Origin of the sequence: Pseudomonas sp. RIT-PI-AD (genome assembly GCF_025642785.1) — a bacterium.
Taxonomy (GTDB): Bacteria; Pseudomonadota; Gammaproteobacteria; order Pseudomonadales; family Pseudomonadaceae; genus Pseudomonas_T.
Map to the genome: position 1 here is coordinate 84001 of NZ_JANZKU010000014.1, position 21944 is coordinate 105944.

At 68.4% G+C, this 21944-nt stretch carries 19 protein-coding genes; 9 read left to right on the plus strand and 10 right to left on the minus strand.

Annotated features, from left to right (window positions below; all coding sequences use genetic code 11):
• Positions 1 to 105: 105 nt before the first annotated feature.
• The gene (gene recQ / locus OGL92_RS13875) at positions 106 to 2238 is read right to left on the minus strand and encodes a DNA helicase RecQ (protein ID WP_263144323.1); all 2133 of its coding nucleotides are present in this window, start codon (positions 2236 to 2238) and stop codon (positions 106 to 108) included.
• A 151-nt stretch (positions 2239 to 2389) separates the two neighbouring features.
• Between recQ and OGL92_RS13880 the strand changes: the two genes are divergently transcribed.
• Together OGL92_RS13880 and OGL92_RS13885 are read left to right on the plus strand one after the other, a co-directional pair.
• The gene (locus OGL92_RS13880) at positions 2390 to 2977 is read left to right on the plus strand and encodes a YecA family protein (RefSeq protein ID WP_263144325.1); all 588 of its coding nucleotides are present in this window, start codon (positions 2390 to 2392) and stop codon (positions 2975 to 2977) included.
• 8 nt (positions 2978 to 2985) lie between these two features.
• Positions 2986 to 3408: a YbaN family protein gene (locus OGL92_RS13885; protein WP_263144326.1), complete on the plus strand. Its 423-nt coding sequence runs from the start codon at positions 2986 to 2988 to the stop codon at positions 3406 to 3408.
• A 49-nt stretch (positions 3409 to 3457) separates the two neighbouring features.
• Here OGL92_RS13885 and OGL92_RS13890 read toward each other — a convergent pair whose 3' ends face one another.
• Positions 3458 to 4105, minus strand: a complete 648-nt coding sequence (locus OGL92_RS13890) for a DTW domain-containing protein (RefSeq protein WP_263144327.1) — start codon at positions 4103 to 4105, stop codon at positions 3458 to 3460.
• Positions 4095 to 4988 carry a LysR family transcriptional regulator gene (locus tag OGL92_RS13895; protein ID WP_263144328.1) on the minus strand — a complete coding sequence of 298 codons (894 nt, stop codon included), beginning with the start codon at positions 4986 to 4988 and terminating at the stop codon, positions 4095 to 4097. Before OGL92_RS13895 ends, OGL92_RS13890 begins: the two co-directional genes overlap by 11 nt.
• Before the next feature lie 196 nt (positions 4989 to 5184).
• On the opposite strand from OGL92_RS13895, the gene speB reads away from it, so the two are divergent.
• The 4 genes from speB (at position 5185) to OGL92_RS13915 (ending at position 9889) form a co-directional block, all read left to right on the plus strand.
• The gene (speB, locus tag OGL92_RS13900; protein ID WP_263144329.1) at positions 5185 to 6135 is read left to right on the plus strand and encodes an agmatinase; all 951 of its coding nucleotides are present in this window, start codon (positions 5185 to 5187) and stop codon (positions 6133 to 6135) included.
• Positions 6136 to 6488: 353 nt separating this feature from the next.
• The gene (locus tag OGL92_RS13905; protein WP_263144331.1) at positions 6489 to 6719 is read left to right on the plus strand and encodes a hypothetical protein; all 231 of its coding nucleotides are present in this window, start codon (positions 6489 to 6491) and stop codon (positions 6717 to 6719) included.
• Positions 6720 to 6816: 97 nt separating this feature from the next.
• A complete protein-coding gene (locus OGL92_RS13910) occupies positions 6817 to 8196 on the plus strand; it encodes a sodium:solute symporter (RefSeq protein WP_263144332.1) in 1380 nt (459 codons plus the stop codon).
• An 85-nt stretch (positions 8197 to 8281) separates the two neighbouring features.
• Positions 8282 to 9889 (plus strand): 5-guanidino-2-oxopentanoate decarboxylase, encoded by a 1608-nt coding sequence (locus OGL92_RS13915; RefSeq protein ID WP_263144334.1) that lies wholly within the window; start codon positions 8282 to 8284, stop codon positions 9887 to 9889.
• Between the two features lie 82 nt (positions 9890 to 9971).
• On the opposite strand, the gene OGL92_RS13920 is transcribed toward OGL92_RS13915, so the two are convergent.
• The 4 genes from OGL92_RS13920 to OGL92_RS13935 form a co-directional block, all read right to left on the minus strand.
• Positions 9972 to 10100 (minus strand): PA1414 family protein, encoded by a 129-nt coding sequence (locus tag OGL92_RS13920; RefSeq protein ID WP_263144335.1) that lies wholly within the window; start codon positions 10098 to 10100, stop codon positions 9972 to 9974.
• Between the two features lie 217 nt (positions 10101 to 10317).
• Positions 10318 to 11589, minus strand: coding sequence for a sorbosone dehydrogenase family protein (locus OGL92_RS13925; RefSeq protein ID WP_263144337.1), 1272 nt, complete (start codon positions 11587 to 11589; stop codon positions 10318 to 10320).
• A gap of 131 nt (positions 11590 to 11720) precedes the next feature.
• Complete coding sequence (locus OGL92_RS13930; RefSeq protein ID WP_263144339.1) at positions 11721 to 13760, minus strand: TonB-dependent receptor; 2040 nt, start codon at positions 13758 to 13760, stop codon at positions 11721 to 11723.
• A gap of 76 nt (positions 13761 to 13836) precedes the next feature.
• Positions 13837 to 14475 carry a cysteine hydrolase family protein gene (locus tag OGL92_RS13935; RefSeq protein WP_263144340.1) on the minus strand — a complete coding sequence of 213 codons (639 nt, stop codon included), beginning with the start codon at positions 14473 to 14475 and terminating at the stop codon, positions 13837 to 13839.
• Between the two features lie 160 nt (positions 14476 to 14635).
• Between OGL92_RS13935 and OGL92_RS13940 the strand changes: the two genes are divergently transcribed.
• A complete protein-coding gene (locus OGL92_RS13940; protein ID WP_263144341.1) occupies positions 14636 to 15586 on the plus strand; it encodes a helix-turn-helix domain-containing protein in 951 nt (316 codons plus the stop codon).
• Here OGL92_RS13940 and OGL92_RS13945 read toward each other — a convergent pair.
• Entirely contained in the window at positions 15574 to 16440 is an 867-nt protein-coding gene (locus OGL92_RS13945) for a LysR family transcriptional regulator (RefSeq protein ID WP_263144343.1), read from the minus strand. The genes OGL92_RS13940 and OGL92_RS13945 overlap by 13 nt on opposite strands.
• Positions 16441 to 16544: 104 nt before the next feature.
• Here OGL92_RS13945 and OGL92_RS13950 point away from each other — a divergent pair, with 104 nt between their 5' ends.
• Entirely contained in the window at positions 16545 to 17702 is a 1158-nt protein-coding gene (locus OGL92_RS13950) for an MFS transporter (protein ID WP_263144344.1), read from the plus strand.
• 92 nt (positions 17703 to 17794) lie between these two features.
• On the opposite strand, the gene aceK is transcribed toward OGL92_RS13950, so the two are convergent.
• Positions 17795 to 19525, minus strand: a complete 1731-nt coding sequence (aceK, locus tag OGL92_RS13955; protein WP_263144346.1) for a bifunctional isocitrate dehydrogenase kinase/phosphatase — start codon at positions 19523 to 19525, stop codon at positions 17795 to 17797.
• Positions 19526 to 20076: 551 nt separating this feature from the next.
• Complete coding sequence (locus OGL92_RS13960; RefSeq protein WP_263144347.1) at positions 20077 to 21285, minus strand: ammonium transporter; 1209 nt, start codon at positions 21283 to 21285, stop codon at positions 20077 to 20079.
• A gap of 336 nt (positions 21286 to 21621) precedes the next feature.
• Here OGL92_RS13960 and OGL92_RS13965 point away from each other — a divergent pair, with 336 nt between their 5' ends.
• Complete coding sequence (locus tag OGL92_RS13965; RefSeq protein WP_263144348.1) at positions 21622 to 21933, plus strand: DUF883 family protein; 312 nt, start codon at positions 21622 to 21624, stop codon at positions 21931 to 21933.
• The last annotated feature ends 11 nt before the right edge of the window (positions 21934 to 21944 follow it).

A 21944-nucleotide genomic window follows, 5' to 3' on the forward strand; every position in this document is an offset into this window, starting at 1 on the left:
CGCTGCGGCATATCCACACACCCCGTGTTCCACGCGCCCCGACCTTCGCCGAATGGACCGCGGCCGCCGAGCCCCGCTTGCCGAAGGGCGCGAACCGGTCTCCGGTCAGGCCTCCAGTTCCGCCTGCAACGCCGCCCGCACGCAATGCAGGACCCCATCCGGCACGCGTCCGGCGAACTGGCCGGCGATGGACGCCACCGGCGGCAACTCACCCTCGCCGTCGAGGAACGCATCCTGGATTTCGCCGAACAGCTCTTCCGGCAGATCGAGGGCCTGGTCCAGACTCAACTGCTGTCGGCCGATGGCCTCGGCCAGCAGGCTGTAGACGTTCTTCTCGCTGCAGGAAAGCTGCCCGGCGATCTGCGCGGGGGTCATCCCGGCGCGGGCCAGGCTGACCAGTTCGTGGCGCAGGTCGCTGACCACCCGCGGCGCCTCGACCGCCGCGGACTCGCCGTTGAGCACTGCGAGGAAGGCCTCGCCATAGCGCTCCAGCTTGCGTGCGCCGACGCCGCTGACCCGCGCCATCTCGCTGAGGGACGACGGCTGGCTGCGCAGCATTTCCAGCAGGGTGGCGTCGGGGAATATCACGTAGGGCGGCACGCTGTGCTCTTCCGCCAGTTTGCGACGCAGCGCACGCAGCGCCTCCCACTGCACTTTCTCGTCGCTGCGGACCAACTGGCTGGCCGCGCTGGCGGCCGGCTTGGAAACCTTGGACACCAGTTCCCGGCGCAACTCCAGGCGCACTTCGCCGCGCAGCAGCGGCCGGCAGCTTTCCGACAGGCGCAGGCCGCCGAAGCCCTCCAGGTCGACGTCGGCCAGGCCACGGGAAACCAACTGACGGAACAGCGAACGCCACTCGGCCTCGCTATGCCCCTTGCCCACGCCGAACACCGACAGGTGCTGGTGTCCGGGCGCGCGAATCTTCTCGTTGTCGCGGCCGAGCAGGATGTCCACCAGGTGCCCCACGCCGTAACGCTGGCCACTGCGATAGATGGCGGAAAGCGCCTGGCGCGCGGCCTCGGTGGCGTCCCAGGTCTGCACGCCGTCGACGCAGTTGTCGCAATGGCCGCAGGGCTGCGGCAACACCTCGTCGAAGTAGGCGAGCAGGGTCTGCCGACGGCAGCGAATCTCCTCACAGAGGGCGAGCATGGCATCGAGCTTGTGCTGCTCGATGCGCTTGTGGCGCTCGTCGCCCTCGGAGTTGCTGAGCATCTGCTTGAGGAAGATCACGTCCTGCAGGCCGTAGGCCATCCAGGCATCCGCCGGCAGGCCGTCGCGGCCAGCCCGGCCGGTTTCCTGGTAGTAGGCTTCCAGGGACTTGGGCAGGTCGAGGTGGGCGACGAAGCGCACGTTGGGCTTGTCGATGCCCATGCCGAACGCGATGGTCGCCACCATGATCAGCCCTTCCTCGTTGAGGAAACGCTTCTGGTGCAGGGCGCGCACGTCGTTGGGCAGGCCGGCGTGATAGGGCAACGCGGGGAAGCCCTGTTCGGAAAGAAAGGCGGCGACGTCGTCGACCTTCTTGCGCGACATGCAGTAGACGATGCCAGCGTCGCCCTTGCGCACCCCGAGGAACGCCAGCAACTGCTTGCGCGGCTGCTCCTTGGGCACGATGCGGTAGAAGATGTTCGGCCGGTCGAAACTGGAGAGGAACCGCTCGGCGTTCTGCAGATGCAGGCGCTGGACGATCTCTTCGCGGGTACGCATGTCGGCGGTGGCGGTCAGGGCGATGCGCGGCACCTCGGGGAAGGTTTCCGCCAACTGGCCCAGTTGCAGGTACTCCGGACGGAAGTCGTGGCCCCATTGCGATACGCAGTGCGCTTCGTCGATGGCGAACAGGGCGATCGGCAAGCGTTGCAGGAAGGCCAGCATGCGCGGCTGCACCAGGCGTTCGGGGGCCAGGTAGAGCATCTTGATTTCGCCGCGGCGAACCCGCTCGGCGATCTCGCGCTGCTCGTCGGGCCCCTGGGTGGAATTCAGCGCGACCGCCGCGACGCCCAGCTCGGCAAGGGTGGCGACCTGGTCGTCCATCAGCGCGATGAGCGGCGACACCACCACCGCCAGGCCTTCGCGCATGAGGGCCGGCACCTGGAAGCACAGCGACTTGCCGCCGCCGGTGGGCATCAGCACCAGCGCGTCGCCGCCGGCGGCCACGCGCTCGATGATCGCCGCCTGGTTACCGCGAAACGCGTCGTAACCGAAAACGTCCTTGAGGATGCCTAGAGCCTGGTCGAGCATGCCGTTCTCCGAAAATCGAGTCGGGGAGTATACGCGACCCGTCCCGCGCCTCGAGACTCGCTGCATGCGAGCCGATGGCCTGTCCGCGGTAGCCTGCGACACGGCGCTGGACTAGAATCCAGGCCTGTTTCTTCCCCAAGGTAGTTCCACGATGTCCTTCGCCGAGCAATTGTCCCGCCTGCAAGCCTTCCTCGATGCCGATGATCTGCACGAAGAAGCCCTGGACTACGTGGCCGCTCATGGCTACCTGACCGCCCTGGCGATCTGCCCCGAGCCGGTGCCGGAGCGCGAGTGGATCGACGCCCTGTTCGCCGAGCCGCCGCACTACCGCAACGACGACGAGCACGCCGACATCGAAAGCGCGCTGGTGCAGCTCAAGGCGCACATCGCCCGGCAACTGGCGAGCGACGACGAGCCGGAGGTGCCCTGCGAGCTGGACCTCGGCGAGGAACCGGACGACTCCGACCTGCGCGGCTGGTGCATCGGTTTCATGGAAGGCGTGTTCCTTCGCGAATCGATCTGGTTCGAGGATGCCGAGGACGAAGTCAGCGAACTGCTGCTGCCGATCATGGTTGGCTCCGGCCTGTTCGACGAGCAAGCGGAGTTCGCCGAGATCGCCCAGGACCGCGACCTGGTCGACAGCATGGTCGAGCAGATCCCGGAACTGCTCACCGCGTTGTTCCTGCTCTGTCAGGCGCCGGACGAGAAACCCGCGCTGCTGAAACCCCGCCCCCACTGAGCCACGCCGTGGCGCATCGCGACATCCCCCAGAGCCGCCATCGCAGCGTGCGCTACGCCTTGCTGGCGATCGGCTGGCTCAGCGTGGTCCTGGGGGTGATCGGGATCTTCCTGCCGGTGCTGCCGACCACGCCCTTCCTGCTGCTCGCCGCTGCCTGCTTCGCGCGCAGTTCGAAGCGCTTCTACGCGTGGCTGGTCGAGCACCCGCGGCTCGGCCCCTGGATCCGCGACTACCTGGACGGCAACGGCATACCGCTCAAGGGCAAGGTCTATGCCCTGCTGCTCATGTGGGCCAGCATCGGCTTTTCCTGCTACCTGGTGCCACGCCCCTGGGCGCGCGGTTTCATGCTCACCAGCGCGGTCTGCGTCAGCGTCTACATCCTGCGGCAGAAGACCCTGCCCAGCCGTCGCGGCGGCGCCGACCTCGGATAAGCCGACCCGCCCGCTCGCCCCCCTTCCCTGGCCGTACTACAGATCCCGCTCACTCCCGCTGGTGGTTGCGCCGGTAGGTTTCCGCGCCCATGGCCGCCACCTGGCCCTCGATCAAGGCGTCGAAGGGCCGTAGCAGCGCGCCGAAACGCGCCGGCGCCTCGAGGATGTCCAGCGCCTGGACGATGGCTTCGAGGGTGGACAAGGCCCCGGCCATCGGCGCCTTGCGCAGGCGGTAGCGGGACGCCGGCCCGGGCGGCAAGGTGACCCGTGGCAAGGCCGCCAGCGCCGGGTTGAGGTGCAGCAGCTTGCGCGCCTTGCGCCAGGTGCCGTCGGGCACCACCAACAGCAGCGGGTCTTCGGAACCGGCGGCGAACGCCTCCAGCGGCAAGGCCTCGTCCCCCGGGAACAGCAGGCAGGCGCGCCGCGCCGGTCGCTCCAACCCGTCTTCGAGCGCGTCGAAACGCTCGCCCACCCGTAACTCGGCCTGCACCAGGCCAAGGGCCGCCAGGCGCGCGGTGTTCAGGGCATGGGACGTCTCGCTGGGGTGCTGCAGGATCAGCAACTGGGTGCGGCTGTCCAGGCGCGGGATCAACGCGCACAGGCAATGCGCGGAAGGCCGCTGGCAACGCGGGCAGCGCGCGCGCTTGCCCGTGGACGCCGCAGCGGAAGGCGCGCCCTCGGCCGGTTCAACGGGCATTCAGCTGGGTCCTCAACAGGTCGCGAAAAGTCTGCAGCAGGGGTTCGCGGGAACGCCCACGGCGCAGGATCAGGGAGAACGGCGCCTGGTAGCCGAAGGTGGCCGGCAGCAGGACCCGCAGGCGCCCCTGGTCGACCCAGGACTGGGCGTAGTGCTCCGGCAGGTAACCCACGTAGGCGCCGGACAAGACCAAAATCAGTTGCGCCTCCATGCTCTCCACAGTGGCCGCGCTGTGCTTGAAGCCATGGCGGGCCAATTCCGCCTGGCTCCAGTAGCCGCGGCCGACCATGCGTTGCTGGGTGATCAGTTCGGCGGGAATGCGTCGCTCGGCGAACAACGGGTGGCGATCGCTGCAATACAGCCAGTGCTGCTCGCGGTACAGGGGCTGGTAGACCAACCCGTTCATCCGCGTGGAAAAGGCGCCGATGGCCAGGTCGAGGCGATTCTCCAGCACCCCCAACTGCAATTCGTAGGGGCTCATCACCGCCAGGCGCAGGTGCACTGCCGCATGTTCCCGGCTGTAGGCACCGATGGCGTCCGGCAACGGCAGCGCCGGGTCGCCGACGGTGGAGTCGAGCACGCCGAGGTTGAGGGTTCCGCGCAGTTCGCCGGTGAGGGCCGAGGCATAGCGCTGGAAGCTCTCCAGTTCGCCGAGCAGGCGCAGGGTCTCCTGGTAGAACAGCTCGCCCTTGCTGGTCAGGCTGAAGCCACCGCGGCCGCGATGGCACAGGCTCAGGCCGAGCTGCGCCTCCAACTGGCTCATGTAGGTACTGATCGCCGATGTGGACAGGTTGAGCTCCTGCTGGGCGGCGGCGAACCCCTGGTGGCGCACCACGCTGGCGAAGATGCGCAGGAGCTTCAGGTCGGGCATGGCGGTGGACATAGGCGCTCCCGGCGTGGACAGGCGAGACGCGGGCCGCCACGGCAGCGTCGGCGCCCTCTCGCGGCGCAGTTTACCCGCAACGGATAGTTCAGGAATCTCTGAACTGATTATTTGCCCTCAGCGATTTTCCGCGCCGGCGGTGGCCAGCAGAATCCGGCTCGACCCCTATTACAACTAGAAAACCCGAGGCCTTCCCGTGGACAAGATCCTTCATCAGCCGCTGGGCGGCAATGAGATGCCCCGCTTCGGCGGCATCGCCAGCATGCTCCGCCTGCCCCACCTCGCCTCCGCCGCCGGGCTGGACGCCGCCTTCGTCGGCGTGCCCCTCGACATCGGCACCTCGCTGCGCTCGGGCACGCGCTTCGGCCCACGGGAAATCCGCGCCGAATCGGTGATGATCCGCCCCTACAACATGGCCACCGGCGCGGCGCCCTTCGACTCGCTGTCGGTGGCGGACATCGGCGACGTGGCGATCAACACCTTCAACCTGCTCGACGCCGTGCGCCGGATCGAGGAGGCCTACGACCGCATCCTCGAACATGACGTGATCCCGCTGACCCTGGGCGGCGACCACACCATCACCCTGCCGATCCTCCGCGCGATCCACAAGAAGCATGGCAAGGTCGGGCTGGTCCACGTGGATGCCCACGCCGACGTCAACGATCACATGTTCGGCGAGAAGATCGCCCACGGCACCACCTTCCGCCGCGCCGTGGAAGAAGGCCTGCTGGATTGCGACCGGGTGGTGCAGATCGGTCTGCGCGCCCAAGGCTATACCGCCGAGGATTTCAACTGGTGCCGCAAGCAGGGCTTCCGCGTGGTACAGGCCGAAGAATGCTGGCACAAGTCGCTGGCGCCGCTGATGGCCGAAGTGCGCGAGAAGGTCGACGGCGGCCCGGTCTACCTGTCTTTCGACATCGATGGCATCGACCCGGCCTGGGCGCCGGGCACCGGCACCCCGGAGGTCGGCGGGCTGACCACCATCCAGGCCCTGGAGATCGTCCGCGGCTGCCAGGGCCTGAAGCTGGTCGGCTGCGACCTGGTGGAAGTCTCGCCCCCCTACGACACCACCGGCAACACCTCCCTGCTGGGCGCCAACCTGCTCTACGAAATGCTTTGTGTGCTGCCCGGCGTAGTGCATCGCTGAGGCCATGGACGTGTCGTCCCTCGAGCAGTTGCGTGAGGCCGTGCGGCCACGGACGGCGGCGTTCGCCGCCAACGATGGCGCGACCCACTCCCCGGCCTTCAGCGAGGATGCCCGCTTCACCGTCCAAGCCTCGCCCTCGCGAGCGGGCTGGCAGGGCCGGCACGAGCGGGATGTGAAGGTACCGGGCCGCGGGCGCCCCGCCCGGTGCAGCACCCTGCACGGCGATGGCACATCCCTCGCCCTCCGCCGCCCACGACGAGAAGACCATCGGTTGGCCTGTCGCACGCCGCTGCCGGCCCTGCCGAAGCTTCCGCCAAGGACCCGCTAACCAAGCGCCGACCTGGGAGAACGCCATGCCTAACAACAAGAATGCACAGCCCGCCACCCGCCTCGACCCCTCCGGCTTCGAAGGGATTCCCGACGGCGGCCGTCACACCACGTCCCGCCAGCCGCTACGGCTGTGCTGCGGGCATACCCACGCTTTCGCCACCGTGGTGCCGGCCAGCTTCAAGGGGCCTCACCGGGCTGGCGTTCCACCGCGGACGACCGCCGTCGCACCAGAGGACATCGCCACCCAACCCTGAGCGGGGCCGGAACCACCCTGCCGCCCGACCTTGGCGTACCGCACCGAAAAACCCCAGGCCTCGCGGCCTGCACAACAACAATCAAGAGAACTGAAAGATGGCCCTGGATATCTTCGTCGTCACCATCTACGCCGCCGGCATGCTCCTGCTGGGTTGGTCCGGCATGCGCCGCGCCCGCAACCACGAGGAGTTCCTGGTCGCCGGGCGCAACCTCGGCCCGGCCTTCTACATGGGCACCATGGCCGCCACCGTGCTCGGCGGCGCCTCCACCGTCGGCACCGTGCGCCTGGGCTACGTCCATGGCATTTCCGGCTTCTGGCTGTGCGCGGCCCTGGGCGCCGGCATCGTCGTGCTCAACCTGTTCCTCGCCAAGCCGCTGCTCAAGCTGCGCATCTTCACCGTCACGCAAATCCTCGAGCGCCGCTACACGCCGATGGCGCGCCAGGCCAGCGCGGCGATCATGTTCGCCTATGCGCTGATGATCGGCGTGGTGTCGATCCTCGCCATCGGCACGGTGATGCAGGTGCTGTTCGGCCTGCCGTTCTGGATTTCCGTGCTGCTCGGCGGCGGCGTGGTGGTGATCTACTCCACCCTCGGCGGCATGTGGTCGCTGACCCTGACCGACATCGTGCAATTCATCATCAAGACCGTCGGCCTGATGTTCCTGCTGCTGCCGATCTGCCTGTACCGCGTGGGCGGCTGGGAACAACTGGTGGCCAAGCTGCCGGCCAGCGCCTTCAGCTTCACCGCCATCGGCTACGACACCATCCTCACCTACTTCCTGATCTACTTCTTCGGCATTCTCATCGGCCAGGACATCTGGCAGCGGGTATTCACCGCGCGCAGCGAGGGCGTGGCGAAGTACGCCGGCAGCCTCGCCGGCGTCTATTGCGTGTTCTACGGCCTGGTCGGCGCGCTGATCGGCATGTGCGCCAAGGTGCTGCTGCCGGAGCTGGACAACGTCAACAACGCCTTCGCCGCGATCGTTCAGGCGTCGCTGCCGGACGGCATCCGCGGCCTGGTGATCGCCGCCGCCCTGGCGGCGATGATGTCAACCGCCAGCGCCGGCTTGCTTGCCGCGTCCACCACCCTTACCGAGGACCTGTTGCCAGGGCTGGGCGGCGGCCCACGCCGCACTCTGGCCCGCAGCCGGCTGTTCACCCTGCTCACCGGCCTCGCCGTGCTGGCCATCGCGCTGATCGTCAACGACGTGCTCGGCGCGCTGACCCTGGCCTACAACCTGTTGGTGGGCGGCATGCTGATCCCGCTGCTGGGGGCCATCTACTGGAAACGCGCGACCACCGCCGGAGCCATCGCCAGCATGTCGCTGGGTTGCCTGACCGCGCTGGCGTTCATGCTCAAGGACGGCCTGGAAGCCAACACGCCGATCTACTACAGCCTGGCGATCGCGCTGGCGAGCTTCGTGCTGGTCAGCCTGCTGTCGCGCCGCCCGCTGGCCAGCGGGCGCCTGGCCTGAAGCACGGCCCCGCGGGCCTTCATGGTCGCGGGGCTGCGGCCCGGCCCGACCGGCGATCATCCGCCCCTTCCCACAGGACAGCCCCATGACCAGCTGCGGCGAATTCCTCCTGCACCAATTACGCGCCTGGGACGTCGACACCGTCTTCGGCATCCCCGGCGTGCACACCGTGGAACTCTACCGTGGCCTGCCGCGCAGCGGCCTGCGCCATGTCACCCCGCGCCACGAACAGGGCGCCGGCTTCATGGCCGACGGCTATGCGCGGGTGACCGGCAAGCCGGGGGTCTGCCTGATCATCACCGGCCCCGGCATGACCAATATCCTCACCGCCATGGGCCAGGCCTACGCCGACTCGATCCCGATGCTGGTGATTTCCAGCGTCAACCAACGCGCGCGCCTCGGCCTGGGCAATGGCTACCTGCACGAACTGCCGGACCAGCGCGCCCTGGTGGCCGGGGTCAGCGCCTTCAGCCACACCCTGATGAGCCTGGACGAGCTGCCGGAGGTGTTGGATCGCGCCTTCGCGGTGTTCGACGGGCAGCGCCCGCGGCCGGTGCACATCGAGCTGCCGCTGGACCTGATCGCCGCCGACGCCGGACACCTGCCGATCCGTCCGCGTCGCGCCGTCGCGCCGCCGATTCCGGCCGCCGCACTGTTGGACGACGCCGCGCGGCGCCTTGGGGCGGCCCGGCAACCGCTGCTCTTGCTCGGCGGCGGCTGCCGCGCGGCGCAGGCGGAAGCACGGGCCCTGGCGGTGGCGCTGGACGCGCCGACGGCGCTGACCATCAACGCCAAGGGGCTGCTGCCGCCGGGCCACCCGCTGTTGCTGGGCAGCAACCAATCGCTGCCGCCGGTGCGGGCGCTGGCGGCCGGCGCCGATTGCGTGCTGGCCATCGGCACCGAGCTGGGCGAAACCGATTACGACGTGGTGTTCGATGGCGGTTTCCACCTCGGCGGCGAGCTGATCCGCATCGATATCGACCCGCTGCAGTTGCAACGCAACCAGCGACCCGCCCTGGCGATCCAGGGTGACGCGCGCCTGGCCATGCAGGGCCTGTTGGAACGGCTGGCGCCGCGCCAGGCCGACACCGGCAGCCCCGGCGCCCAACGTGCCGCCGAGGCACGGCGGCGCCTGGACCGGGACTTCGCCGGCTGGGCGCATTACCGACGGCTGTTCGACGACCTCCTCGCCGTGCTGCCCGAGGCGCGTTTCGTCGGCGACTCGACGCAGACCGTGTACAGCGGCAATCACGTGGTGGAGTTGGATGGCGCTCGCCGCTGGTTCAACTCGTCCACCGGCTACGGCACTCTCGGCTATGGCCTGCCGGCGGCCATCGGCGCTCACCTGGCGGACCCCACGCGGCCCACGGTCTGCCTGATCGGCGACGGCGGCCTGCAATTCACCCTGCCGGAACTAGCCAGCGCGGTGGAAGCGCGGGTGGGCATCCTGGTGCTGCTGTGGAACAACGGCGGTTACGGGGAGATCAAGCGTTACATGGAAAGCCGCGACATCGAGCCCATCGGCGTGGATATCCACACGCCGGACTTCGTCGCCCTGGCCCGGGCCTTCGGCTGTCGCGCGGAACGCGCCCGGGATCGCCAGCATCTGCGCCAACTCTTGGGCGAGGTGCCGGCCGACCGGCCGCTGCTCATCGAACTGCTCGAGGCGCCGCCCTTCGCGCCGTCACGTTAGCCCGCGAGGAGGGGGCGGCCAGGCGAGAAACCAGCGGCGCGGAAACGAGACGCCCCGGCAACCGGGCCGGGGCGTCGTGTCTTCAGCGGCGAGGGGCGCGCGTCGGGCGACGCGCTTCGGCGGGAATCGGAATGGGTTGCAGGCGCGGGGGTTCGATGAGCCCCAGGGCGACGGATACCTGCCAGGCGAGACGGCTGAACCAAGCTTTCATGATCACTCCTTCTAACTGCGATGATCGGACGGCCTTGGGATCGGAAGCATCCGGACATGCCGGAGGTAGCCTCTTCAGGTCTCCGTTTCCCTAGACTAGCCCTCCGGGGGGCCGGGCGGCGCGGATTGACGCCTTGCAACGCCATTCAGCCGACGAAGTGCACATCGCTCGTCGTCGGATTCGACTATGCCGCCCTGACACCATACCCGGTACGGCATCAGGGTTTGGCCTGTACTTGCCAGATTTTGTTACTGGCGTCGTCCGCCACCAGCAGCGCCCCACTCGGCAGGACCGCGATGCCCACCGGGCGGCCGTGCACCTCGCCCTTGTGCGCGTCGGCGATGAAGCCGCCGAGGAAGTCCTCCGGCGGCCCGGTGGGCTTGCCGTTGCGGAAGGGCACGAAGGTCACCTTGTAGCCGGCCAGTTGGCTACGGTTCCAGGAACCGTGCTGGCCGACGAACGCGCCGCCCTGGTATTTCTCCGGGAAGCTCTGCTGGTTGTAGAACGCCAGTCCGAGGGACGCGGTGTGGGCGCCCAGCGGAACGTCGGGAACGATGGTCTTGGCCACCAGGTCGGGGCGCTTGCCGGCCATGCGCGGGTCCTCGTGGGGACCAAAGTAGGCGTAGGGCCAGCCGTAGAAGCCGTCGGGCTCGACATGGGTCAGGTAATCCGGCACCAGATCCTCGCCGAGGTTGTCGCGCTCGTTGACCGCGGTCCACAGGGTACGGGTGCCCGGGCCCCAGGCCATGCCCACCGGGTTGCGCAGGCCGCTGGCGTAGAGCCGTTCGCCGCTGCCGTCGGGGTTGATCTCGAGAATCGCCGCGCGGCGCACTTCGTTGTCCATGCCGTGCTCGCCCACGTTGCTGCCCGAGCCGACCGACACGTAGAGCTTGCTGCCGTCGACGTTGGCCAGCAGGTTGCGCGTCCAGTGGTTGTTGTAGCCGCCGGCGGGCAATTCGAGAATCTTCTGCCCCTTGCCGCTCAGGTGGGTGTCGCCGGCCTTGTAGGGGTAGCGCCAGACCGCGTCGGTGTTGGCGACGTAGAACCAGTCGCCGATCACCTGCATGCCCAGGGGCTTCTTTAGGCCCTTGTCGAGGAAGACTTCGCGCATGTCCGCGCGGCCATCGCCGTCGGTATCGCGGAACAGGGTGATGCGATCGGCGCTGAGCATCGAGGTACTGGACTCCGCCACCAACAGATCGCCGTTGGGCGTTACCAGCATCCAGCGCGGGCTCTTCAGGTCGCCGGCGTACTCGCTGACGGTGAAGCCGGGCGGCGCGATGGGCGTCTGCCCGTCGGCCCAGCCGATCACCTCGCTGCGGCGCTCCACGTCATGCTCGGGATTCGGCGCCGGCAGCTCGACCTCGCCCACCGCGGTGCGCACCTTGGTCGCGTTCTCCGGCGCGGCCAGCGCGGGGCCGAGCGCCAGGGCCGCCAGCAGCCCGGCGAGGGGGGAAAGGGAATACCGGTTGCGCAGGTCCTGGGCCATGGGTGGAATCCTTGAAAAAGAGGTCACGCAAAAGTCGACCGGCGGGTTTCGGCTTTAGTTCAGGCGGGTTGCCGCCTCGCCCGGGCACCGCCTGGTCGGCGGCGCGAGCGGCGGCGGGCCCGGCGACGCCGTCAGAATTCCGCGCGCACGCCCACGTAGAGGGTGCGTCCGGGGCCCGGCTCGAAGTAGCGGCGGTTGGCGTCGTTGATCCGCACGTTGTCGGTGTAGCGACGGTCGAGCAGGTTGTCGATGCCCAGGTAGGGCTCCAGGGTCTGGTCGGCGAACCGCAGGCGCTGGCCGATGCGCGCATTGAACAAAGCGTACCCCGGCACCCGCTCGGCATTGCCGTCGTCGGCGTAGAGGCGGTCGAAGGCGTTCAGGTTCAGCCGCGCGTAGCCGTCGCCGCGCTGGTAGGCCATCTCGGCGAACAGGGACTGCCGGGGGATGCCGGCCAGGGCGTTGCCGTCGTAGTCGGCGTTGGCCTGGCGATAGCGCTCGAAGCGGAAGTCGTTGTAGGTGTAGGCACCGGACAGGCGCCAGTGCTCGGCGAAGCGCCAGTCGCCCCCCAGCTCGACGCCATCGCGGCGGGACTTTCCGGCGTTCCGGTAAAAGTTGCGCCCTGGTTGCTCGGGCAGGCTGTAGGGCACCAGTTCGTCGTCGATCAGCAAGCTGAACAGCGCCGCCTCGTAGCGCAGGTCGCTCCATTCGCCCTTGAGCCCCACTTCGCGGTTCAGCGCCCGCGCGGGCCCGAGGGCAGCGTTGAAGCCGCCGCCGGCTGGATTGGCCAGCTCGTTCACCGTCGGCGTCTCGAAGGAGGTCCCGACCCGCCCGTACAGTTGCCGGTGCTCATCCAGCCGGTAACTCAAGCCGGTGCTGTAGTTCCAGTCGTGCAGGGTGCGCGAACCGCTGTCGTCGCCGTCGGCCCGGTAGCGGTCGTCCACCGCCAGGCGCACCTGGTCGTAGCGCCCGCCCAGGCTCAGCAGCCAATCCTCGCCCAGGGCGATTTCATCCTCGAGGAAGGCGCCGACGCTTTCCGCGCGCTCGGTCTGCCGCAGGCTGGACGCGCCACGCGAGCCGAGCAGGTTGTCGTAGCGGCGGCGATCGTCGCGCTGATTTTCCAGGTCCATGCCGAGGGTGATTTTCTGCGCCAGGCCCAGCCACTCGGCGCGATGGCTGTAATGCCCGCCGAAGCCGGCGAACTCGCGGTCGAAGGCGCCCTGCCCGCCCGCGCTGAACGGCAGGCGGTTGGCGAAGCTGCGATGGCCCAGGTAGCTGCGCAACTGGTACTCGTCGGCCCCCGGCCCCTTGCCGTCCCAGACCAGCGCCAGGCGTTGCTGGCGGATGCGCTCGTCGGCCTCGAAGCGCAGGTTGTTCGGCGCCGCCTGGCGGCGCTGGACGCCGACCTGGGCGGCGGTCAGGCCGCCGGGGTCTTCGGCGCGGTTGTCGATGGCATTGAAGGTCAGGCCGAGGGTACCGGCGTCGGCGTACCAGCCGAGCTTGCCGGTCAGGCTGTTGGTTTCCGCCCGGTCGTGGTCGCGATAGCCGTCCAGTTGCGTGGCGTTGAACGCCAGCAGCCCGGCCAGTTGCCCTTCGCCGCCACCGGTCTCGGCGCGCAGACGGCGATAGCCCAGGTCGCCGCCGCTGGCGTCCAGGCTGGCGTAGGGCTCGACGCTCGGCTCGCGGGTATCGATGGAGAGCACGCCGCCGGCCGCATTGCCGTAGAGGCTGGACGCCGGTCCGCGGATCACCTCGACGCGCTCCACCAGGCCCATGTCCAGGCCGTCCATTTCGGTCTGGCCATCGGGCATGGTCAGCGGCACGCCGTCGACCCGCACGCGCACGCCGCGCACGCCGAAATTGGCGCGGGCGCCGAAGCCGCGAATCGACAGGCGCATGCCCTGGGCGAAGTTGTAGCGATCCAGGGTGAACACCCCGGGAATCGGGGCCAGCAGGCGGTCGAGGGTCAGGGTCTGCTCGCCGGGCTGGTCGTCGCGATCGACCCGGCCCACCGCGGCGGGCGTCTGCAACCAACCGGCCGCGCCGCGCTGGGAGGTGATCACCAGAGGCGCCAGCTCGCGGGCCGGCTCGGCGGCGGCCAGCGGCGCGAGCCAGGCGCAGCCGAGCAGCGCGAGCCAGCCACGGGGGCGGCGCTGGATGGGCATCGGGGTCATCGGGGGTCCTTGTCCGCTGCGGCCCGGAAATCGCCGCGGCGCAGAAGGTGCCACAGCCCGGCCCCGGCTAAAAGCCCTAGGCGCCCGGCAGCGCCTTTCCGCGAGCGCGGAGGTTGGAGTGGTGGATGCTGTCGCGCGGCGCTTCGCCGCCGTCGCGCAGCAAGCCGAGCCAGGTGGCGGTATCCAGCACCGAGGCGAAACCGGTGTGCATCACCAGGGTGAACACCCGATGGATTTCCTCGGCGCTGGCCTGGCCCAGCGCATTGGTGTAGGGAACCGCGCCGGTGGCGTCGTGCAGCAGCTCCACCGCCCAGCCCTCGTGCCAGGCCTGGCGCACGGTGGAATCATCGCAGTTATGGGTCATGTAGCCGACCACGCTGAGGGTATCGATCTGCCGCTCGCGCAACCAGGCGCCCAGCCCGGTGCCGGCGAAGGCGCTGGCCATCTGCTTTTCCACCAGCAGGTCGCGGGGCCGCGCGGCGACCTCGGGATGCAGGGCCGCGCCGTCGCTGCCACGGGCGAACAGCGCGGAGCCTTCGGCGGACAGGTGTTGCAGCACCACCACCGGAATAGCGGCGGCTTGGGCGGCGTCCATGGCGCGCAGAATGTTGGCCAGGGAGCCCTGTACCTCCGGGTACTCGATGGGCAGGTCGCCGGTGAAATATTCGTTCTGTACGTCGATGACGATGAGGGCACGGCGTGGGGACTGGGACATGGTCGAACTCCGAGGGAAGAAGGTGAAAACGGATTCTTGCCGACCGCCCGCGCCACAGGTGAGTGGCCCGAATGCCATACTCCGCTATGATCGGGCCAACGGTGTTCGCCCGCCTCCAACGGGCGAAGCTTCGCGCCCTCCTCCCGACCGGAAACCCAAAATGCCGCACACCCGCATGGCCATCGTCGCCTTCGACCGGATCAGCCCCTTCCACCTTTCGGTGCCTTGCCTGGTGTTCGGCGAGCCGCGCCCCGGCATCCCGCCCTACGAACTGACCGTATGCGCCGTCGAGCCGGGCCGATTGCGCAGCAGCGCGGGCTTCGACCTGCACGTGGAGCACGGCCTGGAGGCGCTGGCCGAGGCGCAGACGGTCATCGTGCCGAGCTGGCACGATTCCACCGAGCCGGCGCCCCAGGCACTGCTGGACGCCCTGGTCGCCGCCCACGAGCGGGGCGCCCGCCTGGTCGGCCTTTGCCTCGGCGCCTTCCTGCTGGCGGAAGCCGGGCTGCTCGACGGCCGCCGCGCCACCACCCACTGGGCCTGTGCCCACGCCTTCGCCGAACGCTTCCCGGCAGTGCGCCTGGAGCCCGAGGTGCTCTACGTGGAGGACGGGCCCCTGCTCACCTCGGCCGGAACCGCGGCGGGCCTGGACTGCTGCCTGCACCTGTTGCGCCTGCATTGCGGCAGCGAGGCGGCGAATCAGGTGGCGCGGAGCCTGGTGGTCGCACCGCACCGCCAGGGCGGCCAGGCCCAGTTCATTCCGCAACCCTTGCCCGCCGGCACCCGCGACGACCGCCTCGCCGGCCTGCTCGACCAGGTTCGCGCCCACTTGGACCAGCCCCACAGCCTCGACGAATTGGCGAACCGCGCACTGATGAGCCGGCGCACCTTCACCCGGCGCTTCCGCTCGCTCACCGGCAGCACCTTCGGCACCTGGCTGCTGGCCGAACGCCTGGCGCTGAGCCAGCGCCTGCTGGAAAGCACGGACCGCTCGGTGGACAGCATCGCCGGCCTGGCCGGGTTCGGCTCCAGCGCCGCCCTGCGCCAGCATTTCAGCCGCGCCTTCGGTCTTTCGCCGAGCGCCTACCGGCTGAGCTTTCAGGGGCGCTGAGCGGGCAACCCCAGGTCGATCCAGGCGCGCAGGTTGGCGCCGAGCATGCCCTTGCGCCACATCAGCCAGGTGGTGGCCCGGTCGAAGGGTGCGGCCAGGCGATGCCGTGCCACGGCTTCGCGTCCCGGCAGACTGTCGAGCATCGACGCGGGCATCAGGGCGACCCCCGAGCCGGCGATCACGCAGGCCAGCATGCTGTGGTACGACTCGATTTCCATGAGCGGCCCCATCGCCACCCGCGCCTCGGCGAACCAGGCCTCCAGCAGCCGTCGGTAGGAACAGCGCGGGCGAAAGGTGAAGACCGCGCGCCCGGCCACGTCCCGGGCCGAACGTACCGGCGGGTGTCCGAGTTCGGTGATCAGCAGCATGTCCTCGTCGAACAGCGGCATGCCCTCCAGTTCCGGGTAGTCCCCGGAACCGTTCAACAGGGCCGCGTCCAGGCGCCCACCGATCAACCCGTCGAGCAATTCGCCGCTGGGGCAAGTCCGCACCTGCAGGTTCACCCCGGGATAGGCATGGTGATAACGCGCCAGCAGCGCCGGCAGGTGGATGGCGGCGGTGCTGTACATCGAACCGAGCACGAACACGCCCCCGGGCTCGTCGCCCTTGAGCGCCGCCTCGGCCTCGCCCTGCAGGGCGAACAGGCGCTCGGCGTAGCGCTGCAGGACCCTGCCGGCGGGGGTCAGTTGCAGGCGCTGACGCTCGCGGTGGAACAACTCGACGCCCAGTTGCGCCTCCAGTTGGCGCAGCCGCGTGGACAGGTTCGACGGTACCCGGCTGAGGCGCAGCGCCGCCTTGGCGATCGAACCCTCTTCGGCGACGGCCTGGAAAATACGCAACTGGCTGAATTCCATGGCGGCTTTCATCTCCAATAAAGAATAAGTCGTTCACTATTATTCGGTATTGCAGAACAAGGCAAGCATCCTACCCTGCGGGACCTCCTGGCTCTGGAGAGCCCATGTCCCCGCTCCTGCACCTGTTCGCCTGCCTGCTGACGCTATTCGTGGCCATGGGCGTCGGCCGCTTCACCCTGACACCGCAATTGCCGCACCTGATCGCCGAAGGCCAGGTCGACCTCACCGGCGCCGGGTTGCTGGCGGCCGCCAATTACCTCGGCTATCTGCTCGGCGCCCTCGATGCGCTGCGCGCCGACACCCCTGCCCGGGCCGGACGGCGCCTGTTCGCCGGGCTCTGGGGCTGCGTGGCGCTGAGTTTCCTCTCGACCTGGGCCGAGGGGCTTTGGGCCCACGGGCTGCTGCGCTTCGCCAGCGGCGTGGCCAGCGCCTGGGCCCTGGTGGTGGCCGCCGGGATCAGCCAGCAAGTCGCGCTGCAAGCCGGCCAGCCGCGGCGGGGTGCGCTGGTCTTCACCGGACCGAGCCTGGGGGTGCTGGTCACCGGCCTGATCGCCTTGGCGCTGAATCACTATCGGCTGGGTTCCGCCGCCGCCTGGACCTTCTACGGCTGCGCGGGCCTGGCGGCGGCGCTGCTGGCCCATCCACTGCTGCCGCGCCCGCGGGCACGTCCGCACCCGCCTCGGACGGCCCGGTCGCTGCCGCCGGGTCTGCGCGGGCTGCTGGGCGCCTATGGCTTGTCCGGCCTGGGCTACATCATTCCCGCCACCTTCCTCTCGCAGCTCGCCGCGTCGCGTTTCCACGGGGCCTGGCAAGCCGACCTGTTCTGGCCCTGCTTCGGCCTGGCGGCTTTCCTCGGCGTGCTCCTCGCCAGCCTGCGCCGGCCGACACCCGGCGGCACCCTGCGCTGGCTGGTCTGCACGCTCTGGTTGCAGGCGGCCGGGGCGCTGGCCTGCCTGCTGCCCGGCACCTTCGGCCTGGCACTGGGGGTAGCGCTCAGCGGCGGGCCCTTCCTGGCCGGCACCCAGCTGACCCTGCAATACGCGCGCGAACTCGACCCGGACGGGCATACCCGGAACATCGGCCTGCTCACCGCCGCCTTCGCCCTCGGTCAGCTCTGCGGTCCGCTGCTGGCGGCGTGCAGCAGTCGCTTCACCGGCGGCCTGGACCTGGCGCTCTGGGTGGCGGGCGCGGTATTGCTGGTCGCCAGCCTGCTGGTGCGACGACCGGGCGCCGCGTCGCGTGCCGAGGCCGTGCAAGGCTGAGCCGGCGGCCAGAGGAAGGGAAAAGAGACTGGATGCGCGAAGAAGGTTCGGGAGCGCGGCCGCCGCGAACCCGCGGGTCGGCGGCCTCCGGGTCACTGGATGGGGTCGGGGCGGCTCTTGCGTCGGTAGGGGAAGACGTCGATCACCTTGCCGTCGCGGATCGCCGCCTGCAGCCCTTGCCAGTAGGCGGCGTCGTAGAGCTCGCCGTGCAACTGGTTGAACAGCCGGCGCTGGCCCAGGTCGGCGAACAGGAAGCGCGGGAACTCCTCGGGGAAGACGTCGTTGGGCGCCACCGAGTACCAGGGCTCCAGGGCCATCTCGTCTTCGGGATAGCGCGGCGGCGGGATGCGACGGAAATTCACTTCGGTGAGGAAGCTGATTTCGTCGTAGTCGTAGAACACCACCCGGCCATGGCGGGTGACGCCGAAGTTCTTCAGCAGCATGTCGCCGGGGAAGATGTTCGCCGCCGCCAGTTGCTTGATCGCCAGGCCGTAGTCGTCCAGCGCCTCGTGCACCTGGGTTTCGCTGGCGCTTTCCAGGTAGATGTTCAGCGGGGTCATGCGCCGCTCGGTCCAGCAGTGGCGGATCAGCACCTTGTCGCCCTCCACCGCCACGGTCGACGGCGCCACTTCCAGCAGCTCGGCCAGGCACTCGGGGTCGAACTTGTTCAGCGGAAAGCGGAAATCGGCGAACTCCTGGGTATCGGCCATGCGTCCGACCCGGTCGACCCGCTTCACCAGGCGGTACTTCTCGATCACCGTGGCGTGGTCGACGTTCTTCGAGGGCGAGAAGCGGTCCTTGATGATCTTGAACACGGTGTTGAAGCCCGGCAGGGTGAACACGCTCATCACCATGCCGCGCACGCCCGGCGCCATCACGAAGCGGTCGTCGGTATTCGACAGGTGGTTGATCAGCGCCCGGTAGAACTCCGACTTGCCGTGTTTGTAGAAACCGATCGAGGTGTACAGCTCGGCGATGTGCTTGCCCGGCAGGATGCGCTTGAGGAAGCCGACGAACTCCGCGGGGACGGGTACGTCCACCATGAAGTAGGAGCGGGTGAAGGAGAAGATGATCGAGACTTCCGCCTCGTCGGTGATCAGCGCATCCACCTGGATGCCGCGCCCCTCGCGGTGCAACAGCGGAATCACCAGTGGCCACTGCTCGTCGAGGGTGTAGATGCGCCCCACCAGGTAGGCGCCCTTGTTGCGGTAGAGGGTCGAGGAAAACAGTTCGATGGTCAGCGCCGGGTCCTTGCACACCCAGTCCGGCAGGTTCTCGCGCAACTGGGCTTCCAGGCGTTGCAGGTCCCGCGACAGGTCCTCGTAGGCGACGCCGAAGCGGTAATCCTCGAGCACCTTCTCCAGCGCCGCGGCCAGGTTGCCTTCCGGCCGGTAGGCGCGGGTCTGCGGCATCCGCTCGTGGGCGCGCAGGGACGGCCGGGTGGTATGGATGAACATGCAGCCGTCGCTGATCAGGTCGTGGCTGAACAGGTCGCAGAAGATCGAGTTGAACCAGGTTTCTGAGAGCTCGTCGTCGAGGCGCACGTCGATCAGGTTGATGTAGGCGCTTTTCACCAGGGGCCAGAGGTGCACGTCGAGCAGTACCGCGTCGTCGAACGCCGCGCGCAGGCGCTGGCTCACCTGCGCGACCATTTCCTCGTACAGCGAGATGCGCGCCGCCGCCGCGCTCTGGATCTCCTGCCACTGGGCCCGCTCGAAGCGGGCGCGGGCGCCATCGGTAATCTGGCGGAAGTGTTCGCGGTAGTCGTCGAACCCGTCGAGGATCCGCCGAGCCATATCCGCGGCCGGCCATTGCTGCGCCATAAAAAGCATCCCGCTTGATCGAAGGAATGGCGAGCTTAGCCATTCGCCGGTGGAAGGAAAAGGCGCGCGCCCGTCTCTACCGGCAATCGACGCGAAGGACGCGCCCGTCGCGGGCCTGGCGTACTTGGCAGCCGCGCGTGCCAGCGGGCAGCGGTCGGCTCAGGACGAGACCGCTGTCCACATAGCGACACCCCATCCAGCCCGGCGCCGGGTCCTTTCCGAAGTCCCATGCGGCCCGCCTTCGCCGCCCTCCTCGACCTCGCGGAGCGGAGCCAGGGAGGCCTCTCCGGTCGGATCGCCGTTATAGAAGCCCACGCTCTCCAGATAACGAGGCCGCGAAGCCCCGCGCCCCTGCCACTCCGCGGGTGGCGCCGCAGCCAGGCCTTCCTCGGGGTCAGCGTTTCGGGGCAATCGATGCGCGCGGCACCGGGCGAAGCCAGCGCCCAGAGCAGGCTCAAGCAGCCGAAACACACCTGGGTCATGCCGCTTATTCCCTTCATGGCGTTATCCCCTGGCGAAGACCCGCTGCCTGGCGAGCAGGCGGTACCGCCTCAATCCTGGCTCACCGCACCGATGCGATGGATCGACAGGTCCGCGCCGTAATATTCCTGCTCCTGGGTCAGGCGCAGGCCAATCAGTTTCTTCAGCGCGCCATAGACGACGAACCCGCCCACCAGCGCCACCAGCACGCCGAGCAGGGTGCCGATCAGTTGGCTGGCCAGGCTGACGCCGCCAAGGCCGCCGAGCGCGGCCTGGCCGAACAGGCCGCAGGCGATGCCGCCCCAGGCGCCACACAGCCCGTGCAAGGGCCAGACGCCGAGGACATCGTCGATCTTCCATTTGACCTGGGTCGCGGTGAAGGCCCAGACGAACAGTGCCCCGGCCACCGCGCCGGTGGCCAGCGCGCCGACCGGATGCATCAGGTCGGAGCCGGCGCAAACGGCCACCAGCCCGGCCAGCGGGCCGTTGTGCAGGAAGCCCGGGTCGTTGCGCCCCACCAGCAGCGCCGCCACGGTTCCGCCGACCATGGCCATCAGCGAATTCACCGCGACCAACCCGCTGAGCCCTTGCAAGGTCTGCGCGCTCATCACGTTGAAGCCGAACCAGCCGACGATGAGGATCCAGGACCCCAGGGCCAGGAACGGAATGTTCGAGGGCGCGAACGCCACCAGCCGGCCTTCGCGATACCGCCCGTCGCGACGCCCCAGCAGCAAGACCGCGCCGAACGCCAGCCAACCGCCCATGGCATGCACCACCACCGACCCGGCGAAGTCATGGAAGCTACTGCCGAAACGCGCCGCCAACCAGGCTTGCAGGCCGAGGTTGCCGTTCCAGACCATTCCTTCGAAGAAGGGATAGACGAAGGCCACGATCAGCACGGTGGCGAACAGCTGCGGGACGAAGCGCGCCCGTTCGGCGATGCCGCCGGAAATGATCGCCGGAATCGCCCCCGCGAAGGTCAGCAGGAAGAAGAACTTCACCAGCCCGTAGCCCTGCTCCCGGGCGAGTTGCGCGGCGGGTTGCAGGAAGGTCACGCCATAGGCTACCCAGTAACCGACGAAAAAATAGGCGAGGGTCGACACGGCGAAATCCGAGAGGATTTTCGACAGGGCGTTGACCTGGTTCTTCTGGCGCACCGTACCCACCTCCAGGAACGCGAAGCCGGCATGCATGGCCAGCACCATGACCGCGCCCATCAGCAGAAACAAGGTATTCGAGCCATGCACCAGGGTGGCTACGGCGCTATCGGGGTTATCCATCGCACAAAGACTCCGGCAGGAAAAAGCACCGAAAAGCGGCATCGTCGCCGAATGCGCACCAGGGAGACGCACCGGACCACCGCAGAGTGGGCCGCGCACGTCCGAAAAAGGGGCACGGACATTCAGCGTAAATCCGCTTCGATATTTTTTTCTATTGTTTATCAGTAGGTTGTCGAACAGACACGAGGTCAGGCGCTGCCCATTAAGGCTCTTTTAAGGGGCGATTCCCGAGGAGAGCGCCCCAGGTTGTTGCAAGCGCTATACCAGCGATATTAGAAGGAACCTTCCCGACGAACGGGAACTCATACCCAACAGACCCCATCAAGGAGATACACCATGTCGATCAAGAACACCGCCAAGCAGGATGATCTGGTTACCGAGTTCCAATCCCTGGTGCGCGATACCGAGAAACTCCTGGAAAGCACCGCGAACCTGGCCGGCGACCAAGCCGCTGAGTTGCGCCTGCAGGTCAACGAAAACCTGGTACGCGCCCGCGAAACCCTGAGCGGCGTCCAGGAAAGCCTGCGCGAAAAAAGCAAAGTGGCCGTGCAAACCGCCGAAGAGTACGTCTTGGACAAGCCCTGGCAGGCAGTCGGCGTAGCCGTCGGTATCGGTTTCGTGCTCGGCCTGATCACAGCGCGGCGCTGATCATGAAGCCG

What these genes read in the sequence shown, in the direction of transcription:
- OGL92_RS13945 (WP_263144343.1), bottom strand. Translation starts at nt 16,440, where the DNA reads ATGGAATTCAGCCAGTTGCGTATTTTCCAGGCCGTCGCCGAAGAGGGT.
- aceK (WP_263144346.1), bottom strand. Translation starts at nt 19,525, where the DNA reads ATGGCGCAGCAATGGCCGGCCGCGGATATGGCTCGGCGGATCCTCGAC.
- OGL92_RS13965 (WP_263144348.1), top strand. Translation starts at nt 21,622, where the DNA reads ATGTCGATCAAGAACACCGCCAAGCAGGATGATCTGGTTACCGAGTTC.
- OGL92_RS13905 (WP_263144331.1), top strand. Translation starts at nt 6,489, where the DNA reads ATGCCTAACAACAAGAATGCACAGCCCGCCACCCGCCTCGACCCCTCC.
- OGL92_RS13895 (WP_263144328.1), bottom strand. Translation starts at nt 4,988, where the DNA reads ATGTCCACCGCCATGCCCGACCTGAAGCTCCTGCGCATCTTCGCCAGC.
- OGL92_RS13915 (WP_263144334.1), top strand. Translation starts at nt 8,282, where the DNA reads ATGACCAGCTGCGGCGAATTCCTCCTGCACCAATTACGCGCCTGGGAC.
- recQ (WP_263144323.1), bottom strand. Translation starts at nt 2,238, where the DNA reads ATGCTCGACCAGGCTCTAGGCATCCTCAAGGACGTTTTCGGTTACGAC.
- OGL92_RS13880 (WP_263144325.1), top strand. Translation starts at nt 2,390, where the DNA reads ATGTCCTTCGCCGAGCAATTGTCCCGCCTGCAAGCCTTCCTCGATGCC.
- OGL92_RS13935 (WP_263144340.1), bottom strand. Translation starts at nt 14,475, where the DNA reads ATGTCCCAGTCCCCACGCCGTGCCCTCATCGTCATCGACGTACAGAAC.
- OGL92_RS13960 (WP_263144347.1), bottom strand. Translation starts at nt 21,285, where the DNA reads ATGGATAACCCCGATAGCGCCGTAGCCACCCTGGTGCATGGCTCGAAT.
- OGL92_RS13910 (WP_263144332.1), top strand. Translation starts at nt 6,817, where the DNA reads ATGGCCCTGGATATCTTCGTCGTCACCATCTACGCCGCCGGCATGCTC.
- OGL92_RS13920 (WP_263144335.1), bottom strand. Translation starts at nt 10,100, where the DNA reads ATGAAAGCTTGGTTCAGCCGTCTCGCCTGGCAGGTATCCGTCGCCCTG.
- OGL92_RS13950 (WP_263144344.1), top strand. Translation starts at nt 16,545, where the DNA reads ATGTCCCCGCTCCTGCACCTGTTCGCCTGCCTGCTGACGCTATTCGTG.
- OGL92_RS13890 (WP_263144327.1), bottom strand. Translation starts at nt 4,105, where the DNA reads ATGCCCGTTGAACCGGCCGAGGGCGCGCCTTCCGCTGCGGCGTCCACG.
- OGL92_RS13925 (WP_263144337.1), bottom strand. Translation starts at nt 11,589, where the DNA reads ATGGCCCAGGACCTGCGCAACCGGTATTCCCTTTCCCCCCTCGCCGGG.
- OGL92_RS13940 (WP_263144341.1), top strand. Translation starts at nt 14,636, where the DNA reads ATGCCGCACACCCGCATGGCCATCGTCGCCTTCGACCGGATCAGCCCC.
- OGL92_RS13930 (WP_263144339.1), bottom strand. Translation starts at nt 13,760, where the DNA reads ATGACCCCGATGCCCATCCAGCGCCGCCCCCGTGGCTGGCTCGCGCTG.